Genomic DNA, 18,677 nt, shown 5'->3' on the forward strand with positions numbered 1-18,677 from the left:
GGCGCCGGAGCGGCCGGAGCGGCAGCCGGGGCCGCCGGAGCAGGCGCGGCAGCGGCGGCCGGAGCAGCCGGGGCAGCGGCCGGCGCGGCCGCCCCCGGAGCACCGATCACCGCGAGCTGGGCGCCGACCTCGACGGTCTCGTCCTCGGCCACGCTGATGGCCAGCAGCACGCCGCCGACCGGGGCCGGGATCTCGGTGTCGACCTTGTCGGTGGACACCTCCAGGAGCGGCTCGTCGGCCGCGACGGTGTCGCCGACCTGCTTGAGCCAGCGCGTGATGGTGCCTTCCTGCACGCTCTCGCCGAGTGCGGGCAGCACCACCGGGGTGCCCTGCGCCTCGCCCGCGGGTGCGGCGGGAGCAGCGGCCAGAGCCGCGGGCGCGGCCTCGGCCGGGGCGGCCGGAGCGGCCGGGGCCTCGGCGGCGGGCGCCGGAGCGGCCGCGGCCGGAGCCTCGGCGGCAGGGGCGGCGGCGGGCACCGGTGCGCCGGAGCCGTCGTCGATGATCGCCAGTTCGGCGCCCACCTCGACGGTGTCGTCCTCGGCCGCCTTGATGGAGACGAGGATGCCGGAGGCCGGCGCGGGGATCTCGGTGTCGACCTTGTCGGTCGAGACCTCGAGGAGCGGCTCGTCCATCTCGACGCGGTCACCCTCGGCCTTGAGCCAACGGGTGATGATGCCCTCCTGCACGCTCTCGCCGAGCGCGGGCAGTGTTACAGAGACCGGCATGGGGTCAGTGACTCCTTCGTACGCTTCCGGGCAAAAGTGTCAGCAGGGGCGCGTCAGTCGTGCACATGCAACGGCTTGCCGGCGAGCGCCAGGTGGGCCTCGCCGATCGCCTCGGACTGGGACGGGTGGGGGTGGATCAACTGGGCCACCTCGGAGGGCAGCGCCTCCCAGTTGTAGATCAGCTGGGCCTCGGCGACGAGTTCGCCCATACGGGCGCCGACCATGTGGATGCCCACGACCGGGCCGTCCTTGACCGAGACGACCTTGACGGAGCCCGCGGTCTTGAGGATCTGGCTCTTGCCGTTGCCGCCGAGGTTGTAGTCGATCACCGCGATCTTGTCGGCGCCGTAGCGCTCGACCGCCTGCGCCTGGGTGATGCCGACGGACGCGACCTCGGGGTCGCAGTAGGTGACGCGGGGGACGCCCGCGTAGTCGATCGGCGCGGCGGGCAGGCCGGCGATGTGCTCGGCGACGAGGATGCCCTCGCCGAAGCCCACATGGGCCAGCTGCAGCGTCGGGATCAGGTCGCCGACCGCGTAGACGTTCGGCACGTTGGTGCGGCAGTACTCGTCGGCGAGGACGTAGCCGCGGTCCATCGCGACCCCGGCCTCCTCGTACCCGAGGCCGGCCGAGACCGGGCCGCGGCCGACCGCGACGAGCATGAGCTCGGCCTCGATCTGCTTGCCGTTCTCCAGCGAGACCCGGATGCCGTTGTCGGTGTACTCCACGCCGCTGAAGCGCGAGCCGAGTTCGAACTTGATGCCGCGCTTGCGGAACGCGCGCTCGAGCAGCTTGCTGCTCGCCTCGTCCTCGACCGGCACCAGGTGCGGCAGGGCCTCGACGATGGTCACGTCGACGCCGAAGGACTTCCAGGCGCTCGCGAACTCGACGCCGATGACGCCGCCGCCCAGGATCACCGCGGACGCCGGGACCCGGTCCAGGACGAGCGCGTGGTCGCTGTTGATGACGCGGTTGCCGTCGATCTCCAGGCCGGGCAGCGACTTCGGCACCGAGCCGGTCGCCAGCACGATGTTGCGGCCCTCGTAGCGCACCCCGTCGACCTCGACGGCGTTCGGCGCGACCAGGCGGCCGGCGCCCTCCACCACGGTGATCTTGCGGCTCGCGATCAGTCCGCTCAGGCCCTTGTAGAGCCGGGAGATGACCCCGTCCTTGTACTTGTGCACGGCCGCGATATCGATGCCCTCAAACGTCGACTTGACGCCGAACTGCTCGCTCTCGCGGGTCTGGTCCGCCACCTCGCCGGCATGCAGGAGCGCCTTGGTCGGAATGCAGCCCTGGTGGAGGCAGGTGCCGCCGAGCTTGCCCTTCTCGATGAGCGCGACTTGCATCCCCAGTTCAGCGGCTCGGAGCGCGCAGGCGTAGCCGCCGCTCCCGCCTCCGAGGATGACTACATCGAAAACGGCTCCGGCGTCGTTCGCCACGTCACGTCCTCCTGCTGGATTGCGATGTGCTCACCCGGGCTATGACCCCGGGTAGCACCCCCTTCTTGTGGAAGGCTCTAAGTGCCGGTACAACATCCTCCCACTTGTTGTCGGGGGCCGGGCACCTCGGGTCTGTGCGGCACGTTCCCAGGGTGTGTTGCCTGGGCCACAACTGCGGCGGCAAGCTGTCCGCCACGGCACGCCGACTGCTCCTCGGGCGGCCGACCGAACGATCGGCCGAAGAAGGGATCGGACGTGGGACTGTTCCGACGCGGTTCGCGGGCCGGACGCGGGCGCGTCGAGCGCGACGCAGCGGCCGCAGCCGTCGAGCACCTGAAGGAATTCGCCCGCAGCCGGCGCGGTGTCGAGGCCTATCTGGAGCCGACCACGCAGGTGAGCGGCACGACGATGGTGCTGGTGGCGGACACCGGCGAGTGGACGCGCCGCCGGGTCGCCGACCCGGGCGCCGGGAAGGCGCTGGCCCGCAAACTGGGCGTGCCGCTCTACGAGGCAGGCATCGTGGGCTACCCGCAGCGCATGCGCGAGTGGACCCAGAAGAACAAGAGCGGCAGCTGATCACGCTTCGCGGCAACAAAACGTCCGGGACGCGGATTCCCGCGCCCCGGACGTCTGCGTCGCCGGACCTTTTCCGGACGTTCCCGGGCCCTGCCCGGGCCCTGCCCGGGCCTGAGCCGGACGGTCAGATGGTGCCGTCGGCCATGTCCGCCACGACCTGCACCAGCGTGCGGACCGCGACGCCGGTGCCGCCCTTCGCGGTGTAGCCGGACACCTCGCCCTCGTTGTACGCCGGGCCGGCGATGTCCAGGTGCGCCCAGGAGATGCCCTCGGCCACGAACTCGCGCAGGAACACGCCGGCCGAGAGGCCGCCGCCCATCCGGTCGCCGATGTTCTTGATGTCGGCGATCGTCGAGTCCATCGTGCGGCGCAGCTCGGCGGGCGTCGGCATCGGCCAGGACGGCTCGCCGACCCGCTCCGCGGCGTCGTGCACGGCGCTGCGGAAGTCGTCGTCGTTGGCGACGATGCCGTACGTCTTGTGGCCGAGCGCGACCATCATGGCGCCGGTCAGGGTCGCCACGTCGATGATCTTCTCGGGCTTCTCCTCGGCGGCCCGGGTGATCGCGTCGGCCAGCACCAGGCGGCCCTCGGCGTCGGTGTTGAGGACCTCGACCGTGCGGCCGCCGTACATGCGCAGTACGTCGCCGGGGCGGGTCGAGGTGCCGGACGGCATGTTCTCCGCCAGCGCCAGCCAGCCGGTGACGTTGACCGGCAGGCCGAGCCGGGCGATCGCGGCGACCGCGCCGAGCACCGCGCCCGCGCCGGCCATGTCCATCTTCATCGTCTCGTTGGCGCCCGCCGGCTTGAGCGAGATGCCGCCCGAGTCGTAGGTGATGCCCTTGCCGATGAGCGCGATCGAGCGCTTGGCCTTGGGGTGCGTGTAGCCGAGGCGGACCAGGCGCGGCGGGTTCGCGGAGCCCTGGCCGACGCCCAGGATGCCGCCGTAGCCGCCCTTGGTGAGCGCCTTCTCGTCCATGACCTCGACCTTGAAGCCGAAGTTCTTGCCCTGGTCCACGGCGATGGCCGCGAACGACTTCGGGTTCAGGTCGTTCGGCGGCGTGTTGACCAGGTCGCGCGTCTTGTTGACGCTCTCCGCGGTCACCTGCGCGCGCTCGAACGCCGCCTTGACGGCCTTGTCGCGGGCCTTCGCGCCGACCAGCGCGAGGTCCTTGACGGGCGCCTTGCGGCCTTCCGTGGACTTCTCGCGGTACGCCTCGAAGGTGTACGCGCCCAGCAGCGCGCCGAGCGCGACCGCCTCGACCGCGGCGGCGTCCGCCAGCGGCAGCGCGAGGCCGGCCTTCTTCGTGCCGGCCAGCGCACGGGCCGCGTTGCCGCCCGCCTTGCGCAGCGCCTCGGCCGCGAAGCCGCCCTCGGGCTCGGCACCCAGACCCACCGCGAGAACCAGGGGCGCCTTGAGCGAACCCGCGCCCGCGGCGGCCGGAATGCGGGTGATCTCACCCTCCGCGCCGGTGGCGCCCAGGGCGGTCAGGACCGCGCCCAGCGTGCCGCCGAACGCCTTCTCGACGGCCTCGCCGCCGGCGGCGACGACCGGCCCGCCGTCGCCCTTCGCAAGACCGATGACGATGGCGTCGGCGCGCAGCGTCGCCGCCGAGCTGGTGCTCAGGCTCAGTGTGGTCACGGGTGTCCTGTTCTCTTCTCGTTCGAATACGCGGTCCGAATCAGCGGTTCGCATCCGCGGAGGGGCCCCGCGTGTGGCGGGGATCCGTCAGGGACTTGGTGGGTCCCTTGGTATGCCCAAAGCATTACATGCTCATGTGCGGCGTGTCTCAACCCGTGGACATGACGACCAGCGCGGTCGCGGTCGCCGTCTCGCTCAACGCGCCCAGCACGTCTCCGGTGATGCCGCCGAACCGGCGAATCGTGTGGCGCAGCAGGGCGGTTGCCGCGAGCAGCCCGGCCGCGGCGGCCACCGCCGGGCGTACCGGCCCGAGTTCGGCCGCGGCACCGAGACCCGCTGCGGCCCCGGCGAGCAGGACGGCAAGTACCGCCACGACTCCCGGCCGCAGCGTCCCGGCGACCATCGCGCCCAGCCCGCCGGGGCGTGCACTCGGCACCCGGCGCAGGCAGCCGAGCCCGATCGCGACGCGGCCGCACACCACCGCGACGGCCAGCGCGGCCGCGGCCGCGGCAGTGCCGTGCCCGGCACCGATCCGGGCCAGCGCCGCGGTCTGCACGAGCAGCGCGAAGACCAGCGTGAGCACGCCGAACGGCCCGATGTCGGACGCCTTCATGATGCGCAGCGCGTCGTCCGCGGGCTTGCCGGAGCCGAGTCCGTCGGCGACGTCGGCCAAGCCGTCCAGATGCAGGCCGCGGGTGGCCACGGCCAGCGTGCCGAGCGCGAGCACGGCGGCCAGGAGCGGACCGGTGCCCGCGTACGCGGCCAGGGCCTGGACCCCGGCAGCGAGGCCGGCCAGCACCAGGCCCACCAGGGGGGCGAGCGCCATCGCCCGGGCGGCCACCGCCCGGTCCACGTGCGGGACGCGGACCGGCAGCACCGACAACGTGCCGAACGCCAGCCGGAGCCCGTTGCGCAGCGGAGCGGGGGCGGCAGCGGGCGGGGCGGTCATGGAGCAGGCTTGAAGGCGGGCTGTCCGGTGTCCGGGTCGATGTAGCCGATGCCGACGCCCGGTTCGGGGGCGCCGGGCTGCGGCTGCTTGCTCAGGGACGGAGCCTCGGCGGGCTCGGCGGCCTCGACCTCTTCGGCAGCGGTCTCGTCCGCGGCTTCCTCGGCCGGTGCCTCTTCCTTTGCCGCCACCGGGAGTTCGGCGGCCAGCAGCGCGGCGGCCTGCACCACCGGCAGGGCCAGCAGCGCGCCGGTGCCCTCGCCGTACCGGAGCTTGTAGTCGAGCAGCGGGTCCAGCGCCATGCGGTCGAGCGCCTTGGCGTGGCTCGGCTCGGGGGTCACGTGGCCGGCGAGGTACCAGTCCGGGGTGCGGTAGGCGATGCGCTGCACCACCAGGGCCGCGGCCGCCGACGCGATGCCGTCCAGGATCACCGGGGTACGCCGGATCGCGGCCTGCAGCAGGAATCCGCTCAGCCCCGCGAAGTCCGCGCCGCCGGACACCGCGAGGAGCCGCAGCGGGTCGCCGAGCACCGGGCGGGCCCGGCGCAGCGCGTCGCGGATGGCCGCGCACTTGCGGATCCACGTCGCGTCGTCGATGCCCGAGCCGCGGCCGATCGCGGCCGCCGCGTCGGTGCCGGTCAGCGCGCCGATCAGGACCGCCGCGGCGGTGGTGTTGCCGACCCCGATGTCGCCGACCAGCAGCAGGTCCGCACCGCCGTCGATCTCCGCGTCGGCGATCTCCATGCCGGTCCGGAAGGCCTGTTCGGCCTGCGCGGTGGTCAGCGCGTCGTGCCGGTCGATGCTGCCCGAGGAGTGCCGCACCCGGTGCCGGGCGACCGCGTCGGGGAGCAGCGCGGGGTCGGTGTCGACGGCCATGTCGACCACCCGCACGCCCGCCCCGTACAGCCCGGCGAGCAGCCCCACGGCGCCGCCGCCCGCGGCCGCCTCGCGCACCGCGTGCGCGGTGTGCCCGGGGGCCAGCGCGGAGACGTCCTTGGCCGCGATGCCGTGGTCGCCCGCGAAGACGACCATGCGGGGCTGCCGGACCGCGTGCACGGTCTCGCCGCCCTGCACGCCGGCGAGCCAGACGGCGATGTCCTCCAGGCGCCCCAGGGCGCCCGCGGAGCCGGTCTGCCGGGGCAGCCGCGCGCGCAGCCGGTCCCGGGCCTCGTCGTCCGGGCGTTCGACGAGGGCGCTGAGGGAGTCGAGGTCGATAGTCATCGCGGGTCAGCGTAGTCCGTGCCGCAACACCCCTGCGGAAGGGCGGTCCGGCCCGGCGGCGCGGGTGCCGGAACCGGGACCCGGCACCCGCGTCCGGTCCGGTCAAGCGCGGGCGTGGCGCGGCTTCCTGGGCAGGCCGCGGAGGGTCAGGACCTGGCCGGCGACGACCAGCAGCACCTCGTCGGACTCCTCCGCGACCGCGGCGTTCAGGCGTCCGAGCTCGTCGCGGTAGCGGCGGCCCGACGCGGTCGCCGGGACGACGCCGCTGCCGACCTCGTTGCTCACCGCGACCAGCGGCACCCGGCAGGAGCGCAGCGCCGCGGCCAGTTCGTCGACCCGGGCCCGGACCGCCTCGCGGCCGCCGGCCGCCCACGTCGCGTCGTCCCACGCGCCGCACTCGTCCATGACCGCGGTCAGCCACAGCGACAGGCAGTCGATCAGCAGCGGCGCCGCGGCCCCCGCGATCAGCCCGGCCAGGTCGGTGGACTCCGCGGTCGACCAGCCCGCAGGCCGCCGCTCGCGGTGCGTCTCGATGCGCTCCGCCCACTCGGGGTCGCCTTCGCGGGTCCCGCCGGTGGCCACGTAGACCACGTCCGGGACGGCGGCCAGGCGGCGTTCGGCCTCGGCCGACTTGCCGGACCGGGCACCGCCCAGGATCAGCGTGCGGTGCGGCCGCGCCGGGCGGCCGCCCGGATCCGAGCCGAGGTGCACGACGCCGCCGTCCGCGACCGCGCGGGCGCCCCAGGCGGCCAGCCGCCGGGTCAACTCCTCGCCGGGCGGCGCCTCGTGCGACAGGTGCACGGCCAACACGTCGGTGCTCTCCGTCACCGCGCCCTCGCGGCGCAGCGCGGCCAGCCGCTCCGGCCAGGCCACCACGTCGAGCAGCACCGCGTCGTACGGGCGGCCGTCGGCCCAGGCCCGTGCGGTGTCCGCCTCGGGGGCGAGCAGCGACGAGGGTATGTAGAGCAGCCGGGCGCCCTCCGCCCCGGTCACCGCGTACGCGACGCGTCCGGGGGAGCCGCCGGGCAGCACCCGGATGCGGTGCGCGCCCAGTTCGAACTCGTCGCCGGGCGCCACGGTCTGCCACGGCGGGCCGCCCGCGGTCGGGGCCGGCAGGCCGGCCGGCGGACCGGACGGCGCAGCGACCGCGTCGAGGCCCGCGGCCGGCAGCCAGCCCAGCGGCGCGGCCTCGGCCGGCCCGGTGAGGAGCAGGTGGCGGACGCCGGTCAGCGGCCGCGCGGCCCGGGCCGCGGCGTGCGCCGGCTCGGGCCCGCAGTCGATCAGCAGCGTGCCGTCGACGAGGACGCAACTGGGCTCGCGCACCGCGGAACCGGTGCAGCCCAGACACGAGGCGCAGGTGCAGAACGGCTGGGGCCAGCCGCGCGGGCCGGCCGTGCCGAGGAACGTCAACTCCATGGTGTGCTGCGCTACTCCCGAGCGATGCGGCGACGATGACTGCGTTGATGGGGCGTCACGGAATCCGTGGACGGAATGTCTGGTGGGTCCGGGTCGGCTACTGTGCGGACCGTTCACGGCCTGAGTCCGAAACGGTCCGGTCCGACGCAAGCCCCGAGCGAAGGAGCCCACGATGATGTGGCAGTGGCGGTACGAGAATGCGGCCGGTGCAGTGGTCCCCGGGCCGAAGTCCGAGGAGTTCTCGAACCAGTCGGACGCGGAGAGCTGGCTCGGCGAGAACTGGCGCGGCCTGCTCGACGCGGGGGTCGAACAAGTCAGCCTGCTCGAAGGCGAAGAGGTCGTCTACGCCGCGATGAGCCTGCGCGCCGCGGCCGAATAGCCGTACCGCGCACGGGTTCTCCGTGCCCGCACGGTGCCCGGCCCGGCCCGTGCCGGGTCCGCTTCTCCAACGCCCGGCGGTACGCGGGGGTCACGCCGGCGGGGGCGGTCCGGTCGGCCGGACCGCCCCCGGGGGGACCGGGGGGGCCCCGCCGGGGGGGGGGGGGGGGGCGCCCCCCCCCCCCCCGCCGCACGTGTCACGGACGGCTTGCCGGGCTCTGCGTCAGCGCCGGGTCGCGCTGCACGAAGGGCTCCAGGATCACGTCGATCTTGGTGAGCAGTTCGTCGTCGAGCTTCACGCCCGCGGCCTTCACGTTCTCGGCGACCTGCTCGGGACGCGAGGCGCCGATGATGGCCGCCGACACGTTGGAGTTCTGCAGCACCCAGGCGACCGCCAGCTGGGCCATGGTGAGCCCGGCCTGGTCGGCCAGCGGGCGCAGGCCCTGCACCGCGGTGAGCAGGTCGTCGCCCATCATCCGGGAGATGAAGTCCTGGCCGCCCTTGTCGTCGGTGGCGCGCGAGCCGGCCGGCGGCGGCTGACCGGGCAGGTACTTGCCGGTGAGCACGCCCTGCGCGATCGGCGACCAGACGATCTGGCCCAGGCCCAGCTCCTCGCTGGTCGGCACGACCTCGGGCTCGATCACGCGCCACAGCATCGAGTACTGCGGCTGGTTCGAGATGAACGGCACGCGCAGCTCGCGGGCCAGTTCGGCGCCCGCGCGGATCTGCTCGGCGTTCCACTCCGAGACGCCGATGTACAGCGCCTTGCCGGCCCGCACCACGTCGGCGAACGCCAGCATGGTCTCTTCCAGCGGGGTGGCGTGGTCGTACCGGTGGGCCTGGTAGAGGTCCACGTAGTCGGTGCCGAGCCGCGTCAGGGACGCGTCGATCGACTCCATGATGTGCTTGCGCGACAGGCCGCGGTCGTTGTGGCCGGGGCCGGTGGGCCAGTAGACCTTGGTGAAGATCTCCAGGCCTTCGCGGCGCTCGCCCTTCAGGGCGCGGCCCATGACCGACTCGGCACGCGTCTCCGCGTACACGTCGGCGGTGTCGAAAGTCGTGATCCCGGCGTCGAGGGCGGCGCGCACGCAGGCGAGCGCGGCCTCCTCCTCGACCTGGGAGCCGTGCGTCAGCCAGTTGCCGTACGCGATCTCGCTGATGACCAGACCGCTGCGGCCGAGGTGTCGGAACTCCATAGGCGACACCCTATGCCGCTATTACCTGATGGTCTTCTCGCCCACCAGGTGCAGCGTCGCGGCGATGCCGCGGTACGGGTCGGTACGCCCGGCTTCCTCCTCGACCGCGATGAGGTTCTGCCAGGTCTTGGTGCCGCGGCCGGGGGCCGGCTGCTCGCCGCGCAGCGAGCTGAAGACGCCCACGCCGTACCAGGACAGCACCGGCGCGCCGAGGTCGGCGAGCACCACCGACAGGCCCTCCGCGGACCCGGTGTCGGTGCCGTCCGCGCTGCCCACCGCACGGGCGCCGAGCGCCTTGCGGGTGGCGGACCACTCGCCTGCGGCGCCGGCGCGCATCGCGGCCGCGGCGCTGTTGGCCGCGGTGACCGAGAGCAGGCCGCCGGGATTGAGGATGCGGGCCAGCGCGGCCAGCATGCCGTCCGGCTCGGCCAGGTCGTCCAGCACGCCGTGGCACAGTGCCAGGTCGAAGCTGCCGGGCGGGAAGTGCCGGCCCGCCTCGCTGCCGTCGCCCTCGACCAGCCGCAGCCGGGCCCGGACGTCCTCGGGCTCGGCCGCCATCTCGTCGTGCAGCGCGGTCAGCTGCAGGGTGTCCGTGCTGACCGCGGTGACCAGGTGCCCGGCCCGGGCCAGCAGGAGCGACGGGGTGGCCGGGCCGCAGCCCACGTCGAGCACCTTGAGCGGGCCGCGCGAGCGCAGCCGGACCAGGTGCTCGGCGAGCTGCCGCGAGGCGATCTCGCGGAGCACGCAGGTGTGCAGGTCCGTGGGCCAGGTGGTCGCCTCGTGCAGGGCGGTCGTCATGGTGCTCCGTCGTCGGTGACTTGGTGCGCGCAGAACGGTGGTGCAGAAGGGCCTGGGGCCGCTGCGCTCAGAACTTCTCGCCGCGCTTGACCTGCGGCTTCGGCAGGCGCAGGCGGCGCATCTGGAGCGAGCGCATCAGGGCGTACGGGGTGCAGCCCTTCAGGTTCGCGTCCGGGAAGCGCTCGCGCAGCCGCTTCTTGAGCGTGTAGTTGAGCCGGATCGAGTCCAGGACGATGAGCACGATGATCGCGGCCCACATCAGCAGCGACGCGTTCTTCAGGGCCGCGCTCGGCATGATGCTCATGATGAGGATGAGCACGGCCGAGGGCAGGAAGAACTCGGCGGCCGAGAAGCGCGCGTCCACGAAGTCGCGGCAGTACCTGCGCACCGGGCCCTTGTCGCGCAGCGGCAGCGCGCGCTCTTCGCCGGTGAGCAGCGCATTGCGCTGCGCCTCGCGGTCCTCGCGGGCCCGCTGGCGCGCCACCCGGGCGGCCTCCTTGCGGTCCTTCGGCGGGGTCACGCGCGTCTTGCGATTGGCCTGGGCCTCGCTGCGCTTGGGCGTGGGGCGGCCCTTGGGCGCCTCGGGGTCGCGGACATCAGCCTCGACGGGGTCCGTCTCGGGGGCCGCGGTCTCTGCCTGGGAACGACGTCTGAACACGCCACAAGCCTACGTGTTCGAGCAAGCCCCCCGGACCGCCGGTCGGCCGGGCAGCTGATGGAGTGCCCTCCTGCCGGAAGGTCCATTCGCCATTTAGGCTGGTACAGCGCACAAGCTTGCCTACGAAGGGGGCGCGCGAGGCTCATGAGCAAGCGAATCGACCGGATGGACGCGCTTCGCGGATGCGGCGCCGAGCGCATCGAGGTGTCGGCATGACCGGTGTCATGAAGCGGATGGCCATGATCTTCCGCGCAAAGACCAACAAAGCACTCGACAAGTACGAGGATCCGCGCGAAATGCTGGATTACTCGTACCAGAAGCAGCTGGAACTGCTGCAAAAGGTGCGGCGCGGAGTGGCCGACGTCGCCACCTCCCGCAAGCGCCTGGAGCTCCAGCTGCGCCAGCTCGAGCAGCAGGCCGCCAAGCACGAGGACCAGGGCCGCAAGGCGCTGTCGCTGGGCCGCGAGGACCTTGCCCGTGAGGCGCTGACCCGGCGCAGCGGCATCATGCAGCAGATCGCCGACCTGCAGCTCCAGTACCAGCAGCTGCAGTCCGAGGAAGAGAAGCTGACGCTCGCCTCGCAGCGCCTCCAGGCGCGCGTGGACGCCTTCCGGATCCGCAAGGAGACCATCAAGGCGACCTACACCGCGTCCGAGGCGCAGGCCAACATCGGCGGCGCGATCGCCGGCATCTCGGAGGAGATGGCGGACGTCGGCCTGGCGATGCAGCGGGCCGAGGACAAGACCGCGCAGATGCAGGCGCGGGCCGGGGCGATCGACGAGCTGCTGGCCTCCGGCGCGCTCGACGACCCGACCGGGATGACCAAGGACGACATCACCGCGGAGCTGGAGCGCCTGTCCAGCGGCTCGGACGTCGAGCTGGAGCTCATGCGCATGAAGCAGGAGCTCGGCCAGGGCCCGGCCCCGCAGGCGCTCGGTCCCGGCCAGGCCGGGGGCCCCGGTGCCGCGCAGCAGGCCGATCCGCAGTACCAGCCCCGGTTCGAGAAGCAAGGGGAGTGACCATGATCGTCCGCATCATGGGGGAGGGGCAGCTGGAAGTCGCGGAGGCCCAGCTCGGCGCGCTCGACCTGCTGGACGACCGGATCGAGGCCGCGGTCGAGGCCGACGACGAGGCGGAGTTCCGCGCCGCGCTCGGCGCGCTGCTCGACAAGGTCCGCGAGGTCGGTACCCCCGTACCGGACGACGTGCTGGAACCGTCCGACCTGGTCCTGCCGGGTCCGGACGCCCATGTGGACGAGGTGCGCGAGCTGTTCCAGGAGGGCGGGCTGATCCCGGGCTGACCCGGGACGGACCGCGGATGTCCGGGCGGGGCCCGCAAGGGCCCGGTGCGCGCGCCCGGACGGGGAGCACGCCGCGCCCCTTCCGCAAATCCCTTGACTCTGACAAGCTTCTCGGGTCGAGGCCGTCCGCGGAAGGGTCATGTGCTGTGAAGGTCTACACCGGCATGGACCCGCGCCTGCCGCTGCGCGAGGTCGCCGCCCACGCCCGCCGGGCGGAGGCGGCCGGCTACGACGGCCTGCAGGTCGCCGAGACGGTCCACGACGCCTTCGGGGTGGCGCTGCTGGCCCTGGAGCACACCGAGCGGATCACCGTGCGCACGTCCGTCGCGCTGGCCTTCGTCCGGGCGCCGCTGCTCACCGCGTACGCGTCCTGGGACCTCGCCAAGTTCTCCGGCGGGCGCTTCCAACTGGGCCTGGGCACCCAGATCCGGCAGAACATCGAGGACCGCTACGGCATGCCGTGGTCCGAACCGGCCGCCCGGATGCGCGAGTACGTCACCGCCGTGCGCACCGCGTTCGCGACCTTCCGCACCGGCGAGCGCCCCGCGTACGAGGGCGAGCACTACCGGATGACCCGCATGCAGCCGTACTTCAACCCGGGCCCCGACGCGGAGACCCCCGAGCCCCGGATCTACCTCGGCGGCGTCAACCGGGCCATGTGCGCACTGGCCGGCGAGCTCGCCGACGGGTTCGTCACGCACCCCACCAACTCGAACCCCCGCTACCTCGACGAGATCTGCCGCCCCGGCCTCACCGCCGGCGCCGACGCGGCCGGCCGCACCCTGGCGGACCTCGAACTCGTCGCCGGCACCCAGATCGTCGCGGGCGCCACCGCCGCCGAGGTCGCCGCCGAACGCGAGCGCCAGCGCCGCCTCTTCGCTTTCCTCTACTCCACCCCGGCCTACCGCCGCACTTTGGAGCTGTGCGGCATGGCCGGCCTCCAGGAGAAGCTCGCCGCCCTGATCCGCGCCGACGACTGGGCCGCACTCCCCGCCCTCGTCACCGACGAAGTCCTCGACGCCCTCGTCCCGATCGGCACCTACGCCGAACTCCCGGACCTGATCCGCACTCGCTGGTCCACCAGAGCCGACGCCGTCACCGTCCCCCTCCCGGCCGACCCCGCCCACGACGCCCTGGTCGCCGAGGTCGTCGCCGCCCTGCAGACGCCCTGACGCAGCCGGCCGCGGCGGAGGCTCAACTGACCGGGTGCGTATCCGCGATCCGGATCACGGTCACCCACACGGCCACCAGCCCGAGAATCCAGCCGAGCGGGGCCAGGTAGCGCACGAGCCGCTTGCGGGAGGCGATCCCGAGGCCGCCCAGCGCACCCAGCACCGGACCGGACACCCAGGGGATCCACACCACCAGGCTCTGCCCGCGGGAAGTGCAGATCAGCGCTTCGTCCGCCGCCTCGCAGCCGGCGCTGTTGATCACCCCCAGCGGCGCAAACAGCATTGTCCCGAGCGTGGCCAGGACGAGTGCCAGCAGCACCGGGACGCGGATCCAGACGCGCCCCTTCGGCGATGCGGTGTCCCGCGACCAGCTCCAGCCGAACGGGTCGTGCTGCCTCTGCGTCGTCATACACCGACGATGGCGGATCCGAGCGGTCCCGGTTCAGTGTCGGGCTACTCGGATCCGCACCGCGCGGATACTCGGCCGGGCGGTCACCCGTCACTGCTCCGCAGCCGCCGGGCGGTGCCGGAGCATGGTCACCGTGCCGTCGAAGGTGCGCGTCTCGACCAGGTCCAGCTTGTGGCGCAGGGCGGACTTCTCGAACACCGGGCGGCCGCCGCCCAGCAGGACCGGGTGCACGAAGATCCGGAACTCGTCGACCGCGCCGTGCTCGGTCAGGTACGACGCCAGCGAGGAGCCGCCGAACAGCACCAGGTCCTTGCCGGACGCCTTGATCTCGGCGAGCTGCGCGACCACGTCGTCGTTGATCACGCGGGTGTTCCAGTCGGCCTTCTCCTTGGTGCGGGAGACGACGACCTTCTCCGCCGCCCGCCACACCGGCGCGAACGCCAGGTCGTGCTCGTGGTCGGAGATCTCCTCGGCCTTGGGCCAGTACGACGCCATGAAGTCGTAGACCACCCGGCCGTACAGGAAGACCTTGTCGCCGCCGGTCAGTTCGTGCGAGTACGCGGAGAGCTCGGGGCCCATCGACGGCCAGTCGAACTCGCCGTTCGGGCCCTCGATGTAGCCGTCCAGCGACTGGTGCACGAAGTGGACGAGCTTGCCGGCGGTGTTGCCCATGATGATCAGCCTGCCTCGGTGTCGATCCCTGCGGCGCGCCGCTCCGGCGCGCTCTCACCGGATACGTCGGAGGCCTCCGGCGCTTCTCGACATCCCCGCGGACCTTCTTCGAAAGAATTTTTCGGCGGGGTCCTCAGGAGGCGGGCCCGATGACGTCGTCGCCCGGTTCGGCGGCCGCCGCGCGGATGATCCAGTTCTGCAGCTCGCGGCGGTCCCGGCTGCCGTGCACGTGCGCGTACTGGGCGGGGGACAGGCTCAGTTCGCGCACCGTCATCATGGTGAGGAGCGCGTCGCGCATCCCGTACACGGCCCCGTCGATGAACAGCTCCTCGACGCCCGGCGCGGCCAGCTCCGGAACCCCGGCGGGCGCTTCGATGCGGACCACCTCCACCCGGACATTGGCGGTGTCGCCGATGTCGACGCCCGCCTCGCGCAGCAGCGTCCCGAGGAACTCGGGCTGCCGGACGCAGAGTTCGACTATCCCCTGACGCACCGCCTCGGCCTGCTCGTCGGTCCAGCCGCCGTCTTCGGCTTCGTCGTGGGGCTCAGGAATGTCACCGGTCGATGTCATGGCGGCAGACTAGCCGCGGGAACTCCGCTGTGCAGTCGAATGACTACACAACGTGCTCATCCGACAATGCTGAACACCGGCTGTCGGCAAAAGTACCTGCCGCCCGCGGGGGGAATGCGGGCGGCAGGAGTGGTGGGGCGGTGCAGTGGGGCCACAGCAGGGCTACGGCAGGGCCAGCATCTGGTCGAGGGCCTGCTTGGCGTACTTCTCGGTGTCGGCGTCGACCTGGATGCGGTTGACGACCTTGCCGTCCACCAGGGATTCCAGCGCCCACACGAGGTGCGGCAGGTCGATGCGGTTCATGGTCGAGCAGAAGCAGACGGTCTTGTCGAGGAAGACGACCTGCTTGTCCGGGTGCGCGGCGGCCAGGCGGCGGACCAGGTTGAGCTCGGTGCCGATGGCCCAGGCGCTGCCGGGCTCGGCGGCGTCGAGGGCCTTGATGATGTATTCGGTCGAGCCGACGTAGTCCGCGGCCGTGACGACCTCGTGCTTGCACTCCGGGTGCACGAGGACGTTGACGCCGGGGATGCGGGCGCGGACGTCGTCCACCGAGTCGACGCTGAAGCGGCCGTGCACCGAGCAGTGGCCGCGCCACAGGATCATCTTCGCGGCGCGCAGCTGGTCGGCGGTGACGCCGCCGTTCGGCTTGTGCGGGTTGTAGACGACGCAGTCGTCGAGCGAGAAGCCCATCTCCAGGACCGCGGTGTTGCGGCCGAGGTGCTGGTCCGGCATGAACAGGACCTTCTCGCCCTGCTCGAAGGCCCACTCCAGGGCGCGCTTGGCGTTGGAGGAGGTGCAGATCGTGCCGTTGTGGCGGCCGGTGAAGGCCTTGATGTCGGCCGAGGAGTTCATGTACGAGACGGGGACCGTCACGTCGGCTATGCCGGCGTCGGCCAGGACGTCCCAGCACTCCTCGACCTGGTCGTAGGTCGCCATGTCGGCCATCGAGCAGCCCGCCGCGAGGTCCGGCAGGATCACCTGCTGGGCGTCGTTGGTCAGGATGTCGGCGCTCTCCGCCATGAAGTGCACGCCGCAGAAGACGATGTACGGCGCGTCCGGGCGGGCCGCGGCCTCGCGGGCCAGCTTGAACGAGTCGCCCGTCACGTCGGCGAACTGGATGACCTCGTCGCGCTGGTAGTGGTGGCCCAGGATGAAGACCGAGTCGCCGAGCTTCTCCTTGGCGGCGCGGGCGCGCGCGACCAGCGTGGGGTCGGCCGGGTTCGGCAGGTCGCCGGGGCACTCGACGCCGCGCTCGCTGTACGGGTCGGCGCCGCGGCCCAGCATGAGCAGGGCGAGCGGGGTCGCCTCGACGCCCGGGGGCAGGTCCAGATCGTTCGTGGCCGTCACGTCGCACATCCTTTTCGTCTATCTGACACTATGTATCTTACCTTGATGTCGTCGGATTGACGAGAGCGGGGGGCGGCACGCGACGCGGGTCACAATGCCGGGGCCGTCCCGGCACGTGGCGCGGTATGCGACCATGAACGGATCGGGCCTGGAATAGAAACCAGGGCACCGTTCGTTGCGGACGGTGATAGCCGTATCCAGCACCGAACCATCACGTGGGAGCATCCAGATGACGGTCAAGGACGAGACCACGACCAGTGGCGTCATCCTCACCGATGAGGCCGCGGCCAAGGTCAAGGCCCTGCTCGAGCAGGAGGGGCGCGACGACCTCGCGCTGCGTGTCCAGGTGCAGCCGGGCGGCTGTTCCGGTATGCGTTACCAGCTCTACTTCGACGAGCGCTCGCTCGACGGCGACTCCGTGCAGGAGTTCGGCGGCGTCCGCGTCGTCACCGACCGCATGAGCGTCCCGTACCTCGGCGGCGCGACGATCGACTTCGTCGACACCATCGAGAAGCAGGGCTTCACGATCGACAACCCGAACGCGGCCGGCTCTTGCGCGTGCGGCGACTCGTTCAGCTGAGCGGTCCGGGCCGCGCGGCCCGGTGCAAAACGTCTGCGGCGGCAGTGCCCGGAGGGGGGCTGGCGGCGCGGGTTTTGGGGCGGGGGGTGTCGCCGGTCAGTCGCCGAACTCGGCGAGGCCGGCCACCAGCGCGGCGCCGCGGGCCGGCACCTCGACCGCGGGGGCGGTGAGCGAGAACGGCTCGGCGGGCAGCGGGCGGGTGGTGTGCGGGGTCGTCCACGAGACGTCGATGCGGGCGCAGTCGCCGCGCAGCTCGGCCATCGACTCGGCCTCGGCCTTGGGCGGGAGGTACGAGCGGACGGGGTCGACGTGGGCGGACCTGGCGGACATATAGGGCTCCTTGGGTGGTTACTCCCCCGAAAGCCTCAAAGTCGGGGGCGCGCCCTCAGCCTAGATCGCACGCAGGGTGACCGCACCGTCTACTCACGGGTAGTTTCATCCGCTTTGCGGACCGGCTGGGGACCGGCTGCCGGCCGGCGGCGGAACCGCCACCGGCCTGCCGCTTACCGCACCGACCAGTGCGGCGGGTACCGTGGGCGGGTTCCGGTGCGTCCCGGATCCCGTCCGGACCGGCAGGGCCCGGATGCGTCGGGGGCGGCCGCCCGCCCCTCATCCCAGGAGCCACCCGTGCGCATCGCCGTGACGGGGTCGATCGCCACCGACCACCTGATGACCTTTCCCGGCCGCTTCGCCGACCAGCTCCTCCCCGAGGAGCTGCACCGGGTCTCGCTGTCGTTCCTCGTCGACACCCTCGACGTCCGCCGGGGCGGCTGCGCCCCCAACATCGCGTTCGGCATGGGCTGCCTCGGCCTGGAGCCGATCCTCGTCGGCGCCGCGGGTGCGGACTTCACCGACTACCGGTCGTGGCTCGACCGGCACCGGGTGGACACCCAGTCGGTGCACATCTCGGAGACGCACCACACCGCGCGCTTCCTGTGCACCACCGACGAGGACCACAACCAGATCGCGTCCTTCTACACCGGCGCGATGAGCGAGGCCCGGGAGATCGAGCTGCGCCCGATCGCGGAGCGCGTCGGCGGCCTGGACCTGGTCGTCATCGCCGCGAACGACCCGCAGGCGATGATCCGGCACAGCGAGGAGTGCCGGGAGCGCGGCTACACCTTCGCCGCGGACCCCTCGCAGCAGCTGGCCCGGATGGGCAAGCACGACATCCGCAGCCTGGTCGACGGCGCCGCGTACCTGTTCACCAACGAGTACGAGGCCGCCCTCATCGAGGAGAAGACCGGCTGGTCCGCGGAGGAGATCCTGGACCGGGTCGGCATCCGGATCACCACGCTCGGCCCCAAGGGCGTGCGCATCGAGCAGCGCGGCGAGCCGACCATCACGGTCGGCTGCGCGCAGGAGAAGAAGAAGGCCGACCCGACCGGCGTCGGGGACGCGTTCCGGGCCGGATTCCTGGCCGGCCTGTCGTGGGGCCTGGGCCTGGAGCGCTCCGCGCAGGTCGGCTGCATGCTGGCCACGCTCGTGATCGAGACGGTCGGCACCCAGGAGTACACGCTGCGCCGCGTGCCGTTCCTGGAGCGCTTCGCCGAGACGTACGGCCAGGAGGCCGCGAACGAGGTCGACGCGAACCTCAAGGTGTGACGCCGGACCCGTTCGGGTGATCCTGCC

Annotated in this window: 21 protein-coding genes; 7 read left to right on the forward strand and 14 right to left on the reverse strand. The window is 72.5% G+C overall.

What is annotated here, in order from left to right; translation table 11 throughout:
• A partial coding sequence (locus LZ495_RS28805) for a biotin/lipoyl-containing protein (RefSeq protein ID WP_284701869.1) occupies positions 1-725 on the reverse strand: 725 nt, incomplete at its 3' end.
• 53 nt (positions 726-778) lie between these two features.
• A complete protein-coding gene (gene lpdA / locus LZ495_RS28810) occupies positions 779-2,167 on the reverse strand; it encodes a dihydrolipoyl dehydrogenase (RefSeq protein ID WP_235055862.1) in 1,389 nt (462 codons plus the stop codon).
• Between the two features lie 255 nt (positions 2,168-2,422).
• Here lpdA and LZ495_RS28815 point away from each other — a divergent pair, with 255 nt between their 5' ends.
• Entirely contained in the window at positions 2,423-2,743 is a 321-nt protein-coding gene (locus tag LZ495_RS28815; protein ID WP_235055863.1) for a hypothetical protein, read from the forward strand.
• A gap of 124 nt (positions 2,744-2,867) precedes the next feature.
• Here LZ495_RS28815 and LZ495_RS28820 read toward each other — a convergent pair whose 3' ends face one another.
• The 4 genes from LZ495_RS28820 to LZ495_RS28835 all read right to left on the reverse strand — a co-directional run bounded on the left by LZ495_RS28820 (position 2,868) and on the right by LZ495_RS28835 (position 7,964).
• Positions 2,868-4,382 (reverse strand): leucyl aminopeptidase, encoded by a 1,515-nt coding sequence (locus LZ495_RS28820; protein WP_235055864.1) that lies wholly within the window; start codon positions 4,380-4,382, stop codon positions 2,868-2,870.
• A gap of 148 nt (positions 4,383-4,530) precedes the next feature.
• Positions 4,531-5,331: an adenosylcobinamide-GDP ribazoletransferase gene (locus LZ495_RS28825; protein ID WP_235055865.1), complete on the reverse strand. Its 801-nt coding sequence runs from the start codon at positions 5,329-5,331 to the stop codon at positions 4,531-4,533.
• On the reverse strand, positions 5,328-6,548 hold the full coding sequence (gene cobT / locus LZ495_RS28830) for a nicotinate-nucleotide--dimethylbenzimidazole phosphoribosyltransferase (protein ID WP_235055866.1): 1,221 nt from the start codon (positions 6,546-6,548) through the stop codon (positions 5,328-5,330). The genes LZ495_RS28825 and cobT overlap by 4 nt, the downstream gene beginning before the upstream one ends.
• Positions 6,549-6,650: 102 nt before the next feature.
• Positions 6,651-7,964, reverse strand: coding sequence for a bifunctional adenosylcobinamide kinase/adenosylcobinamide-phosphate guanylyltransferase (locus tag LZ495_RS28835; RefSeq protein ID WP_235055867.1), 1,314 nt, complete (start codon positions 7,962-7,964; stop codon positions 6,651-6,653).
• Between the two features lie 172 nt (positions 7,965-8,136).
• Here LZ495_RS28835 and LZ495_RS28840 point away from each other — a divergent pair, with 172 nt between their 5' ends.
• Positions 8,137-8,343, forward strand: a complete 207-nt coding sequence (locus LZ495_RS28840; protein WP_235055868.1) for a hypothetical protein — start codon at positions 8,137-8,139, stop codon at positions 8,341-8,343.
• Positions 8,344-8,539: 196 nt separating this feature from the next.
• Here LZ495_RS28840 and LZ495_RS28845 read toward each other — a convergent pair whose 3' ends face one another.
• The 3 genes from LZ495_RS28845 to LZ495_RS28855 all read right to left on the reverse strand — a co-directional run bounded on the left by LZ495_RS28845 (position 8,540) and on the right by LZ495_RS28855 (position 10,994).
• Positions 8,540-9,538 (reverse strand): aldo/keto reductase family protein, encoded by a 999-nt coding sequence (locus LZ495_RS28845; RefSeq protein ID WP_235055869.1) that lies wholly within the window; start codon positions 9,536-9,538, stop codon positions 8,540-8,542.
• A 21-nt stretch (positions 9,539-9,559) separates the two neighbouring features.
• A complete protein-coding gene (locus tag LZ495_RS28850; protein ID WP_235055870.1) occupies positions 9,560-10,336 on the reverse strand; it encodes a class I SAM-dependent methyltransferase in 777 nt (258 codons plus the stop codon).
• 67 nt (positions 10,337-10,403) lie between these two features.
• Positions 10,404-10,994 (reverse strand): DUF3043 domain-containing protein, encoded by a 591-nt coding sequence (locus LZ495_RS28855; RefSeq protein ID WP_235055871.1) that lies wholly within the window; start codon positions 10,992-10,994, stop codon positions 10,404-10,406.
• Between the two features lie 212 nt (positions 10,995-11,206).
• On the opposite strand from LZ495_RS28855, the gene LZ495_RS28860 reads away from it, so the two are divergent.
• The 3 genes from LZ495_RS28860 (at position 11,207) to LZ495_RS28870 (ending at position 13,466) form a co-directional block, all read left to right on the forward strand.
• On the forward strand, positions 11,207-12,013 hold the full coding sequence (locus LZ495_RS28860) for a PspA/IM30 family protein (protein WP_235055872.1): 807 nt from the start codon (positions 11,207-11,209) through the stop codon (positions 12,011-12,013).
• A 2-nt stretch (positions 12,014-12,015) separates the two neighbouring features.
• Positions 12,016-12,294 carry a PspA-associated protein PspAA gene (gene pspAA, locus LZ495_RS28865; protein ID WP_235055873.1) on the forward strand — a complete coding sequence of 93 codons (279 nt, stop codon included), beginning with the start codon at positions 12,016-12,018 and terminating at the stop codon, positions 12,292-12,294.
• A gap of 146 nt (positions 12,295-12,440) precedes the next feature.
• Complete coding sequence (locus LZ495_RS28870) at positions 12,441-13,466, forward strand: TIGR03617 family F420-dependent LLM class oxidoreductase (protein ID WP_235055874.1); 1,026 nt, start codon at positions 12,441-12,443, stop codon at positions 13,464-13,466.
• Positions 13,467-13,488: 22 nt separating this feature from the next.
• On the opposite strand, the gene LZ495_RS28875 is transcribed toward LZ495_RS28870, so the two are convergent.
• From LZ495_RS28875 to nadA, 4 genes are all read right to left on the reverse strand, one after another.
• Positions 13,489-13,875: a hypothetical protein gene (locus tag LZ495_RS28875; protein WP_235055875.1), complete on the reverse strand. Its 387-nt coding sequence runs from the start codon at positions 13,873-13,875 to the stop codon at positions 13,489-13,491.
• A gap of 90 nt (positions 13,876-13,965) precedes the next feature.
• The gene (locus tag LZ495_RS28880) at positions 13,966-14,547 is read right to left on the reverse strand and encodes a dihydrofolate reductase family protein (protein WP_235055876.1); all 582 of its coding nucleotides are present in this window, start codon (positions 14,545-14,547) and stop codon (positions 13,966-13,968) included.
• 133 nt (positions 14,548-14,680) lie between these two features.
• Positions 14,681-15,118 carry a hypothetical protein gene (locus tag LZ495_RS28885; protein ID WP_235055877.1) on the reverse strand — a complete coding sequence of 146 codons (438 nt, stop codon included), beginning with the start codon at positions 15,116-15,118 and terminating at the stop codon, positions 14,681-14,683.
• A gap of 162 nt (positions 15,119-15,280) precedes the next feature.
• A complete protein-coding gene (gene nadA / locus LZ495_RS28890) occupies positions 15,281-16,474 on the reverse strand; it encodes a quinolinate synthase NadA (protein WP_235055878.1) in 1,194 nt (397 codons plus the stop codon).
• Positions 16,475-16,694: 220 nt separating this feature from the next.
• On the opposite strand from nadA, the gene LZ495_RS28895 reads away from it, so the two are divergent.
• Positions 16,695-17,045, forward strand: coding sequence for a HesB/IscA family protein (locus LZ495_RS28895; protein ID WP_235055879.1), 351 nt, complete (start codon positions 16,695-16,697; stop codon positions 17,043-17,045).
• A gap of 96 nt (positions 17,046-17,141) precedes the next feature.
• Here the strand turns inward: LZ495_RS28895 and LZ495_RS28900 are convergent, their stop codons facing one another.
• Positions 17,142-17,375 carry a hypothetical protein gene (locus LZ495_RS28900; protein WP_235055880.1) on the reverse strand — a complete coding sequence of 78 codons (234 nt, stop codon included), beginning with the start codon at positions 17,373-17,375 and terminating at the stop codon, positions 17,142-17,144.
• A gap of 297 nt (positions 17,376-17,672) precedes the next feature.
• Between LZ495_RS28900 and LZ495_RS28905 the strand changes: the two genes are divergently transcribed.
• Positions 17,673-18,650 carry a carbohydrate kinase family protein gene (locus LZ495_RS28905; protein WP_235055881.1) on the forward strand — a complete coding sequence of 326 codons (978 nt, stop codon included), beginning with the start codon at positions 17,673-17,675 and terminating at the stop codon, positions 18,648-18,650.
• Positions 18,651-18,677: the final 27 nt, after the last annotated feature.

The sequence above is a fragment of the Yinghuangia soli genome, assembly GCF_021502675.1.
In the GTDB taxonomy this organism is placed as follows: domain Bacteria; phylum Actinomycetota; class Actinomycetes; order Streptomycetales; family Streptomycetaceae; genus Yinghuangia; species Yinghuangia soli.